9 protein-coding genes and 1 pseudogene are annotated in these 9,189 nt (G+C 67.2%); 2 read left to right on the forward strand and 8 right to left on the reverse strand.

What is annotated here, in order from left to right; all coding sequences use genetic code 11:
• From AC1D2K_RS22425 to sucC, 6 genes are all read right to left on the reverse strand, one after another.
• On the reverse strand, window positions 1-1,497 hold a 1,497-nt coding region (locus AC1D2K_RS22425), incomplete at its 3' end, for a CHASE2 domain-containing protein (protein WP_478091093.1).
• Window positions 1,498-1,556: 59 nt separating this feature from the next.
• Window positions 1,557-2,213, reverse strand: coding sequence for an FHA domain-containing protein (locus tag AC1D2K_RS22430; protein WP_478091094.1), 657 nt, complete (start codon window positions 2,211-2,213; stop codon window positions 1,557-1,559).
• Window positions 2,214-2,283: 70 nt separating this feature from the next.
• The gene (locus AC1D2K_RS22435) at window positions 2,284-3,093 is read right to left on the reverse strand and encodes a PP2C family protein-serine/threonine phosphatase (protein WP_478091095.1); all 810 of its coding nucleotides are present in this window, start codon (window positions 3,091-3,093) and stop codon (window positions 2,284-2,286) included.
• 25 nt (window positions 3,094-3,118) lie between these two features.
• A complete protein-coding gene (locus tag AC1D2K_RS22440) occupies window positions 3,119-3,799 on the reverse strand; it encodes a TerC family protein (protein ID WP_478091096.1) in 681 nt (226 codons plus the stop codon).
• A 95-nt stretch (window positions 3,800-3,894) separates the two neighbouring features.
• Complete coding sequence (gene sucD, locus AC1D2K_RS22445; RefSeq protein ID WP_442284248.1) at window positions 3,895-4,788, reverse strand: succinate--CoA ligase subunit alpha; 894 nt, start codon at window positions 4,786-4,788, stop codon at window positions 3,895-3,897.
• A gap of 10 nt (window positions 4,789-4,798) precedes the next feature.
• Entirely contained in the window at window positions 4,799-5,962 is a 1,164-nt protein-coding gene (gene sucC / locus AC1D2K_RS22450) for an ADP-forming succinate--CoA ligase subunit beta (RefSeq protein ID WP_478091097.1), read from the reverse strand.
• 180 nt (window positions 5,963-6,142) lie between these two features.
• Between sucC and argC the strand changes: the two genes are divergently transcribed.
• Window positions 6,143-7,066: an N-acetyl-gamma-glutamyl-phosphate reductase gene (gene argC, locus AC1D2K_RS22455; RefSeq protein ID WP_478091099.1), complete on the forward strand. Its 924-nt coding sequence runs from the start codon at window positions 6,143-6,145 to the stop codon at window positions 7,064-7,066.
• A gap of 120 nt (window positions 7,067-7,186) precedes the next feature.
• Here the strand turns inward: argC and recX are convergent, their stop codons facing one another.
• Window positions 7,187-7,636, reverse strand: coding sequence for a recombination regulator RecX (gene recX, locus AC1D2K_RS22460; protein WP_478091101.1), 450 nt, complete (start codon window positions 7,634-7,636; stop codon window positions 7,187-7,189).
• 10 nt (window positions 7,637-7,646) lie between these two features.
• A complete protein-coding gene (recA, locus tag AC1D2K_RS22465; protein ID WP_478091102.1) occupies window positions 7,647-8,759 on the reverse strand; it encodes a recombinase RecA in 1,113 nt (370 codons plus the stop codon).
• Between the two features lie 144 nt (window positions 8,760-8,903).
• Between recA and AC1D2K_RS22470 the strand changes: the two are divergent.
• A pseudogene (locus tag AC1D2K_RS22470) lies at window positions 8,904-9,189 on the forward strand (MarR family transcriptional regulator); the annotation flags it as partial.

The following is a 9,189-nucleotide window of genomic DNA, read 5'->3' on the forward strand; positions in this document are numbered from 1 at the left end:
CTCGGCCCGCATGCTGTAGCGCCGCGGATCGGCCCGCATCTCGTCCACCAGCTGCGGCGGCACATAGGTGCCGAACAGCGCGGCCAGGCCGCGGCTGGACCGGGCCTCGACGAAGTAGCCCCAGCTCATGTTGAGCACGAAGGACAGCCCGACCATCACCAGCGAGACGGCCAGCGGCAGCACCAGGCCGGCGCCGAGGTAGAGCCAGGTGTTGACCCCGATCAGCGCGGCGGAAATCAGCACCGCGGCCCCCACCGCCCGCGGCGCGGTGCTCAGCGACAGGCCGAAGGCGAGCGCGAGCCCGGCCGCGATCAGCATGACCAGTTCGTAGCCCACCGCGTAGTCGGGCACGGCGGGAATCCTCGAATCCAGGAGCCCGGAGACGATGTTGGCGTGCACTTCGACACCCGGGAAGTCGGCCCCGACCGGGGTCGAGCGCAGGTCCGTCAGGCCCGGCGCGGTGGAGCCGACGAGCACGATCTTGTCTTTCAGCTCGGCGGGCGCGAGCGCACCCCGAATGACCTCGGCAGCCGGAATGTGACGGAAGGAGCCGCCGCGCGGGCCGCCCGGGCCGCGAAAAGGCACCAGCACGCTCGCCGTGCCGTCCACCGGGACCCGCAGCTGCGCCGCGCCGGTCGTCAGCATCAGGGCTTCCAGTGGCGGCGGGCCGCCGGCCGGCCCGGTGGGCGCCAGCACGGGCACCAGGCCCGTGACCCCGGCGGCCAGGCGATGGACGACCAGCGCCAGCGATTCGTAGTAGCCGGGCTGGGCGTTGCCGCCCTCGTAGCGCGCGATCAGCGGCACGGAGCGCACCACGCCGTCCACATCCCGGTCGAGCACCACGTTCAGGAAGCCGCCGGACGGCGCCGCCTCGGCCAGCAGCCCGATGCTGCCGACGAAGCCGTTCCAGCGCGTCGTGTGCTCGCTGCCCTCGGGGAAAGCGTCGGCCGGCAGGACGGGGGCCGGCAAATGCCCCTTGGCGCGCGGCTCGGCAGTGCGGGTGAAGTAGAAGCCGAGCGCCACCCGCCGGCCGGCGAGCGTGCGCGCGAAGGCGGCGTCATGGTCGAGCCCGGGCGAGAGCCGCTCGATCTCGGCGGCCAGGCCGGCCTGGCCCTGCAGCGGCCCTTTCGCGAGCTGGCGCAGGGCTTCGAGGCCCGAGCTTGCGTCGGGCTCGACGAAGAGCACGTCGAAACCCAGCGCGCGGGCCTGCTGGCGCTCCATGACTTCGGTGGTCAGCCGCGCCACCTGGTCGCGGCCCCAGGGCCATTGCCCGAGCTGCTGCAGGCTCGGGTCGTCGATGTCGACGATCACGATCCGCGGGTCGAGCGTGCCCGGCATGGTGGCGCGCAGCCGCACGTCGTAGATGAAGCGGTCGAGCCGTTCGAGAAAGGGAAGCTGCCAGGCGCCCAGCACATGCGCCAGGGCGAGCATGACCGGCAGCAGCGTGATCGCGATGCGCGCGCCATGTCGGCGCAATGCGTTCAATGTGGCCCCCACGGCGCGGCGCTCATCCGTCCGCCCGCCGTCGAGTGCTGCGCAGCGGGTTCAGCGCGCGATCAGCTGATGACGAACTGCATCTGCGTGCCGCCGAGCTCGAGCACGTCGCCGTCCTGCAGCGCCACGGCCTCGCTGCCGAGCGGCTCGCCGTTGAGGGCCGTCTCGCCGTCGATCGGCGCCACCACGTAGCCGTGCAGCCGGCGCGTGACCGCGGCGACCGCCACGCCGGGCTTGCCGATGGTGGTGACGACCTTCTGCAGCGACAGCTCGCGTCCGGCACCGCTGCCGGACAGCACCCGCATGACCGCCGCGCCGGCCGTGCCGCCGCCCAGCGGCGACTGCACCGTGGGCGCGGAAGACAGCGGAATCGGGCCCGAACGGGCCTCGATGAGGGTACGCGCCGGCGCCAGGCTCTCGCCCGCGCCGGTATTGCCGGCCAGAAAGCGGATCTTGTACTTGCCGACCTCGATGACGTCGTTCTGCTCGAGCGCCTGCTTCTTGATGGCGCGGCCGTTGACGTAGGTCCCGTTGGTGCTGTTGAGATCTTCCAGGTAGACATCGCCGCCGATCATGTGCAGCACGGCGTGCTCGCCGCTGATCGCGAGATTGTCGACCACGATGTCGTTGTAGGGCCGCCGGCCCAGCGTGGTCCGGTCCTTCGCGAGCGTGACGTCCTTGATGACGACGCCGTCGATCGACACGATCAATTTCGGCATGACCGGCTCCTGGATCTCGTTGGCTTGCTCACGTCGGGGCCCTTGCAACAATGGATTTTCCTGACCTCTGCTATGGAGTTGCCTCAGGGGCCTTGCTACCGCCCGCCCGGGCCAGGATGACCGAAATGTTATCCCGGCCGCCATTGTCGTTCGCAGTTGCAACCAAAAGTGTTGCTTTCTCCGGCAAGCCGATATTTTGTAACAAAATCGTGAAAAGCTGGGCGTCTGGCACCATTTCGGAGAGGCCGTCGGAACAAAGCAGGAACAGGTCGCCCGGCATCACGCCGTGTTCGTGCATCTCGAGGTCGACATGGCGCTCGATGCCGAGCGCCCGGGTGACCAGGTTGCGGTGCGGCGACTGCAGGGCCTGCTCCGGCGTGATGACGCCGGCGTCGAGCTGCTCCTGCAGCAGCGAATGGTCGCGCGTCAGCCGCTCCAGCGTGTCGCCGCGCAGCCGGTAGCAGCGCGAGTCCCCGATGTGGCCGATGATCGCGCGCTGCGGCCCGAAGGCGGCCAGCACCAGCGTGGTCCCCATGCCCTGGAGCTGCACGTTCGCGATGCCCGCCTCGAGGATGGCCGCGTTGGCCTCGTCGGTGCCGGCCTGCAGGGCGCGCTTGACCGCCTTCGCATGGGCGTGCGGCCCCGCGTGGGCGAGCCAGCGGCCGAAGCTGGCCTGCAGCAGCGCGATCGCCATGCCGCTGGCGACCTCGCCGCCGTTGTAGCCGCCCATGCCGTCGGCCAGCAGCACCAGGCCCAGCGAGGGCTCGAAGGCGATGGTGTCCTCGTWGTTGGCGCGCACCCGGCCCGGGTCGGTGAGCGCGGCGAACTCCCATGCCAGCACGCCGGGATCTTTGGAAACTTCAGTGCCGGGATTCGCCATGGATCAAGAGGTTGGTTGGCTGGGCTCAGCCGGGGGCGCGGGATCGCTTTTGCAGCCATCTTCCCACGGCCACCACGAACGCCGCGCCGGCCGCTGCCGCCGCGTAGTGCAGCCACGGATTGGCCGCGAGCATATCGTGCAGGATGGTATCGCTCACGATCGTTTCCCCGGCCACCCAGCCGATCAGGGCGGCGCCGAGCATGACGATGATCGGGAAGCGTTCCATCAGCTTGATCATGAGCGTGCTGCCGAAGATCACCAGCGGGATGCTGATCGCCAGGCCGAGGATCAGCAGCACCATGCTGCCCTGCGCCGCCGCGGCGACCGCGATCACGTTGTCCAGGCTCATGACCAGGTCGGCCAGCAGGATGGTGCGGATCGCGGCCATCATGCTGCCGTACTCCTTGTCCTCGCCGTCGCCCTCCTCCTCGCCGCTGAGCAGCTGGGTGCCGATCCACAGCAGCAGCAGGCCGCCGATGATCTGCAGGTAAGGCAGCGCCAGCAGCTTGGCCGCGACCACCGTGAGGATGATCCGCAGCACCACCGCGGCGCCGGAGCCGAACAGCACGGCGGTGCGTTGCTGATGCGGCGGCAGCGAGCGGGCGGCCATGGCGATCACGACCGCGTTGTCGCCCGAAAGGATGATGTTGATCCAGACGATCTTGAGCAGACCGATCCAGAAGTCGGTGGTTTGAAGGAATTCCATGTCTCTTTATTCCACTGTTATTGATTGAAAAAGCGCCCGCAACCTGGTTGCGGGCGCTTTTTCTCTTGTGTGGTTCAGCGAGAAGACGAGACTTCTTAGAGCAGTGCCTTGAGCCGCTTGGCCAGTTCCGAGAAGTTGCGCGTGACCGTGAAGCCGCTCTCTTCCATGATGGCGAGCTTGGCATCGGCCGTGTCGGCGCCGCCCGAGATCAGCGCACCGGCATGGCCCATGCGCTTGCCGGGGGGCGCCGTGACGCCGGCGATGAAGCCGACGATCGGCTTCTTCATGTTGTCCTTGCACCAGCGGGCGGCGTCCGCCTCGTCGGGTCCGCCGATTTCGCCGATCATGATGACCGCGTCGGTGTCGGGATCGTCGTTGAAGGCCTTCATCACGTCGATGTGCTTCAGGCCGTTGATCGGGTCGCCGCCGATGCCGACCGCGCTCGACTGGCCGAGGCCGATCTCGGTGAGCTGCGCCACGGCTTCATAGGTCAGCGTGCCGGAGCGGCTGACCACGCCGATGCGGCCCTTGCGGTGGATGTGGCCGGGCATGATGCCGATCTTGATCTCGTCGGGCGTGATCAGGCCGGGGCAGTTGGGGCCCAGCAGCAGCGTCTTCTTGCCGCCCGCGGCTTCCTTGGCGCGCATCTTGTTGCGCACTTCGAGCATGTCGCGCACCGGGATGCCCTCGGTGATGCAGATCGCCATGTCGAGGTCGGCCTCGACGGCTTCCCAGATCGCGGCGGCGGCGCCGGCCGGCGGCACGTAGATCACCGACACGGTCGCGCCGGTCTGCGTGGCGGCTTCCTTGACGGAACCGAAGATCGGGATGTTGAAGATCGACTCGCCGGCCTTCTTCGGGTTCACGCCGGCCACGAAGCAGTTCTTGCCGTTCGCGTATTCCTGGCACTTCTCGGTGTGGAACTGGCCGGTCTTGCCAGTGATGCCTTGCGTGATGACTTTGGTGTCTTTGTTGATGTAGATCGACATGACTGGTTCCTTACTTGGCGACGGCCGCAACGACCTTCTGGGCGGCTTCCGCCATGGTGTCGGCGCTGATGATCGGCAGCCCCGAATCGGCCAGCAGCTTCTTGCCTTCGACTTCGTTGGTGCCCTTCATGCGCACCACCAGCGGCACTTGCAGGTTCACGGCCTTGCAGGCCGCGATCACGCCGGTGGCGATGGTGTCGCACTTCATGATGCCGCCGAAGATGTTGACGAGGATGGCCTCGACGTTCTTGTTCTTCAGCATGATCTTGAAGGCCTCGGTCACCTTCTCGGGGGTGGCGCCGCCGCCCACGTCGAGGAAATTGGCCGGCTCGCCGCCGAACAGCTTGATGGTGTCCATGGTGGCCATGGCCAGRCCGGCGCCGTTCACCAGGCAGCCGATGTTGCCGTCGAGGCTGATGTAGGCGAGGTCGAACTTGCTGGCCTCGACTTCGGCCGCGTCTTCCTCGTCGAGGTCGCGCAGGGCGACGATGTCGGGGTGGCGGTACAGCGCGTTGCTGTCGAAGTTGAACTTGGCGTCGAGCGCCATGATGCCGCCCTTGCTGTCACGGTTGAGCGGATTGATCTCGACCAGCGAGGCATCCGTTTCCATGTAGCAGGTGTAGAGCTTCTTGAAGACGTCCACGGCCTGGGCGGTGGAGTCGGCCGGGATGCCGATCGCGTCGGCGATCTTCTTGGCCTGGGCGTCGCCGAGGCCGGTCAGCGGGTCGATGAACTCGGTGACGATCTTCTCGGGCGTGGAGTGGGCCACTTCCTCGATGTCCATGCCGCCTTCGCTCGACGCGATGAAGGCCACCTTCTGGGTGGCGCGGTCGGTCACGGCCGAGACGTAGTATTCCTTCTGGATGTCGGCGCCGTCCTCGATGTAGAGGCGACGGACCTTCTGGCCTTCGGGGCCGGTCTGGTGCGTCTTGAGCTGCATGCCGAGGATCTCGCCGGCGAGCTTCTTGACGTCTTCGATCGACTTGGCGACCTTGACGCCACCGCCCTTGCCGCGGCCGCCCGCGTGGATCTGGGCCTTGACCACCCAGACCGGGCCGCCAAGCTTCTGGGCGGCCTCGACCGCCTCCTGAACTGTGTACGCCGGGATGCCGCGGGGTACGGGCACGCCGAACTTGGCAAGAATTTCCTTGCCTTGGTACTCGTGAATCTTCATGAGGGTGTCTCTCGGAACGGGGTTGGGAGAACGGGAGAATATGGCTGTTGCCCACGGGCCACGGCGCCTGGGGGGCGGGGGCGGCGGACAGCAGGGGACTGTATCATGGTGCGCCGCACCAACAATTGACCCGTGTTTGTGGTCAATACGTATTTACTCCCAAGCCACAAGAGGCTCCACATGCCCAAGGTCTTCATCGATGGCGAGGCCGGAACCACCGGCCTCCAGATCCGCGAGCGGCTCCAGACGATGCCGCAGATCGAACTCGTGAGCATCGCGCCCGAGCTGCGAAAGGACGTGGCCGCCAAGCGCGCGCTGATGGCCGGAGTCGACCTGGTCGTGCTGTGCCTGCATGACGACGCGGCGCGCGAATCGGTGGCGCTGATCGACCAGCTGGACGGGCGCCGCCCCAAGATCATCGACGCCTCGACCGCGCACCGCACGGCGCCCGGCTGGGTGTTCGGCTTCCCCGAGCTCATGGCCGGGCATGCGGATGCGGTGGCCAAGGCCGAGCGCGTGGCCAATCCCGGCTGCTACGCCACCGGTGCGATCGCCATCGTGCGCCCGCTGGTCGACGCCGGGCTGCTGCCGCCGGACTTTCCCATCGCCCTGCCCTCGGTCAGCGGCTATTCGGGCGGCGGCCGGACCATGATCGAGGCCTACGAAAAAGGCGAGGCGCCGCTGTTCGAGACCTACGCGCTGGGGCTCAAGCACAAGCACATCCCCGAGATCATGAAGTACACCGGCCTGACCCGCCGGCCGGTCTTCATCCCCTCGGTCGGCAACTTCAAGCAGGGCATGCTGGTGCAGCTGCCGCTGCACCTGGACGACCTGCCCGACCGCCCGACCGCGGCGCACCTGCACGATGCGCTGGCTGCGCACTACGCGAAGAGCAATACGCCGGAACGCTTCGTGAAGGTGCTGCCGCCCACGGCCGACGGCAAGATCGACGCGCTGGCGCTCAACGACACCAACGAACTCGAGATCCGCGTGTTCCCGAACGAGGACCATCGCCATGCGGTGGTCATTGCGCGGCTGGACAACCTGGGCAAGGGCGCGAGCGGCGCCGCGGTGCAGAACCTGAAATTGATGCTGAATCTGTAGCTCGCCCCCAGGTTGCCCGGCACTTCGTGTCCGGGCGCCCACCCCCTACCGGGGGCAACACCGGCGGCCCGGCAAAGCCGGTTCCGCGGTGTTTCACCAACAAGGCCGGGCTGCGCCGGCCTATTCTTCGGGGTCGTGCCGCAGGACCTTGGCCACGATGGCACCGGCGAATCCCCTCGCCATCAGGAACCGAACTTGGCGGGCGCGTTCGGTCGCATCCTGCGGCAGCTCGCCGAAGCGGCGCTTCCAGACTTCGAGCGCGCGATCGAACTCGCTGCCCTGCAGGCCGGCGACCGCCTCGGCGACCGCCTCGGGCGCGATGCCCTTGTGCAGCAATTCCTGGCGCACACGCGCCGCGCCCATGCGGGCCGCGCGCTGGTGCAGCACCGACTGCACCACCCTCGCCTCGCTGATGAAATCCTTGGCGGCCAGCTCGTCGAGGGCCCGGGCCAGGGTGCCGGGCTCTTCCTCGTATTTCTTGAGCTTGCGCTCGAGTTCAGCGCGCGAATGCTCGCGCTGGCTCAAGAGGCGCAGGGCGCGCCCCTTGAGCGACGGCGCACTGAAAGCCATGGCGGCCGGGTTACTTCTTGTCAGCCTTCTCGGCCTTCTCGGGCTTGTCGGCCTTCTCGACCGCCGCGTCGGCGCTCGCCACCGCCTCGGCCAAGAGCGGAATGCCCAGCGATTCGCGCACCTTGTTCTCGATCTCGCGCGACAGCTCGGGGTTCTCGCGCAGGAATTCGCGCGCGTTGTCGCGGCCCTGGCCGATCTTCTCGCCGTTGTAGGCGTACCAGGCGCCGGACTTGTCGACGATCTTGGCATTGACGCCCATGTCGATGATCTCGCCTTCGCGGCTGATGCCCTCGCCGAACAGGATGTCGAACTCGGCCGTCTTGAAGGGCGGGCTGACCTTGTTCTTGACCACCTTAACCTTGGTCTCGTTGCCGATCGCCTCGTCGCCCTTCTTGATGGTGCCGATGCGGCGGATGTCCAGCCGCACCGAGGCGTAGAACTTCAGCGCATTGCCGCCGGTGGTGGTTTCGGGCGAGCCGAACATCACGCCGATCTTCATGCGGATCTGGTTGATGAAGATGACCATGCAGTTGGTCTTCTTGATGGTGGCGGTGAGCTTGCGCAGCGCCTGGCTCATCAGGCGGGCCTGCAGGCCGGGCAGCGAGTCGCCCATCTCGCCTTCGATTTCGGCCTTGGGGGTGAGCGCGGCGACCGAGTCGACCACGATCAGGTCGACCGCACCCGAGCGCACCAGCGAATCGACGATCTCGAGCGCCTGCTCGCCGGTGTCGGGCTGGCTGATCAGCAGGTCGGAGAGGTTGACGCCGAGCTTCTGGGCATATTGCACGTCGAGCGCATGCTCGGCATCGACGAAGGCGCAGGTGCCGGCCTGGCGCTGCATCTCGGCGATGACCTGCAAGGTGAGCGTGGTCTTGCCCGAGGATTCAGGACCGTAGATCTCGATCACGCGGCCGCGCGGCAGGCCGCCGACGCCGAGCGCGATGTCCAGGCCCAGCGAGCCGGTGGAGACCACCTGGATGTCTTCCAGCGCCTCGCCTTCGCCGAGCCGCATGATCGTGCCCTTGCCGAACTGCTTTTCGATCTGGGCCAGCGCGGCCTGGAGGGCCTTGGCCTTTTCGCTGTTGGCGACCGAGATGCTTGCGCCTTTGACGACTGCGTCCATGTGAGAACTCCTTGAATATCAACGGGTTGCGGGAAATTCATCCCGCTGCTTTTAATTACAGGCTGGATGCTTGAACAGTAGTGTAGAGGCGTATTGATCCAGAAAAATCCAATTTTTGGTCAGTTTGCTTTACTATCGACTGTCATGTCCGGCACGCAATTTCCGATCGACCACGACACCTGGCGCCAGACCCACCTGGGCCGACTGCTGGGCCACGCGATGCGGCGCTTCGACGAGCGGGTGCTGGCGCTGATGGCGCATGACGCCGGGGTGCCGCTGGCGCTGTCGAACCTCGCGGCGCGCGCGCAGGTGAGCGCCGCCCACATCCACATCACGCGCCATCTGGCGCGCGACGGCTCGCGGCTAACCGAACTGGCCGAGCGGGCCGGCATGACCAAGCAGGCGATGGGCGCACTGGTCGACCAGTGCG

The organism is Variovorax sp. P1_H12_2, assembly GCF_056405335.1.

Bases quoted from the DNA above. Each gene is read 5' to 3' on its own strand.
- AC1D2K_RS22430 (WP_478091094.1), bottom strand. From the start codon at position 2,213: ATGCCGAAATTGATCGTGTCGATCGACGGCGTCGTCATCAAGGACGTC.
- AC1D2K_RS22440 (WP_478091096.1), bottom strand. From the start codon at position 3,799: ATGGAATTCCTTCAAACCACCGACTTCTGGATCGGTCTGCTCAAGATC.
- sucD (WP_442284248.1), bottom strand. From the start codon at position 4,788: ATGTCGATCTACATCAACAAAGACACCAAAGTCATCACGCAAGGCATC.
- argC (WP_478091099.1), top strand. From the start codon at position 6,143: ATGCCCAAGGTCTTCATCGATGGCGAGGCCGGAACCACCGGCCTCCAG.
- recX (WP_478091101.1), bottom strand. From the start codon at position 7,636: ATGGCTTTCAGTGCGCCGTCGCTCAAGGGGCGCGCCCTGCGCCTCTTG.
- recA (WP_478091102.1), bottom strand. From the start codon at position 8,759: ATGGACGCAGTCGTCAAAGGCGCAAGCATCTCGGTCGCCAACAGCGAA.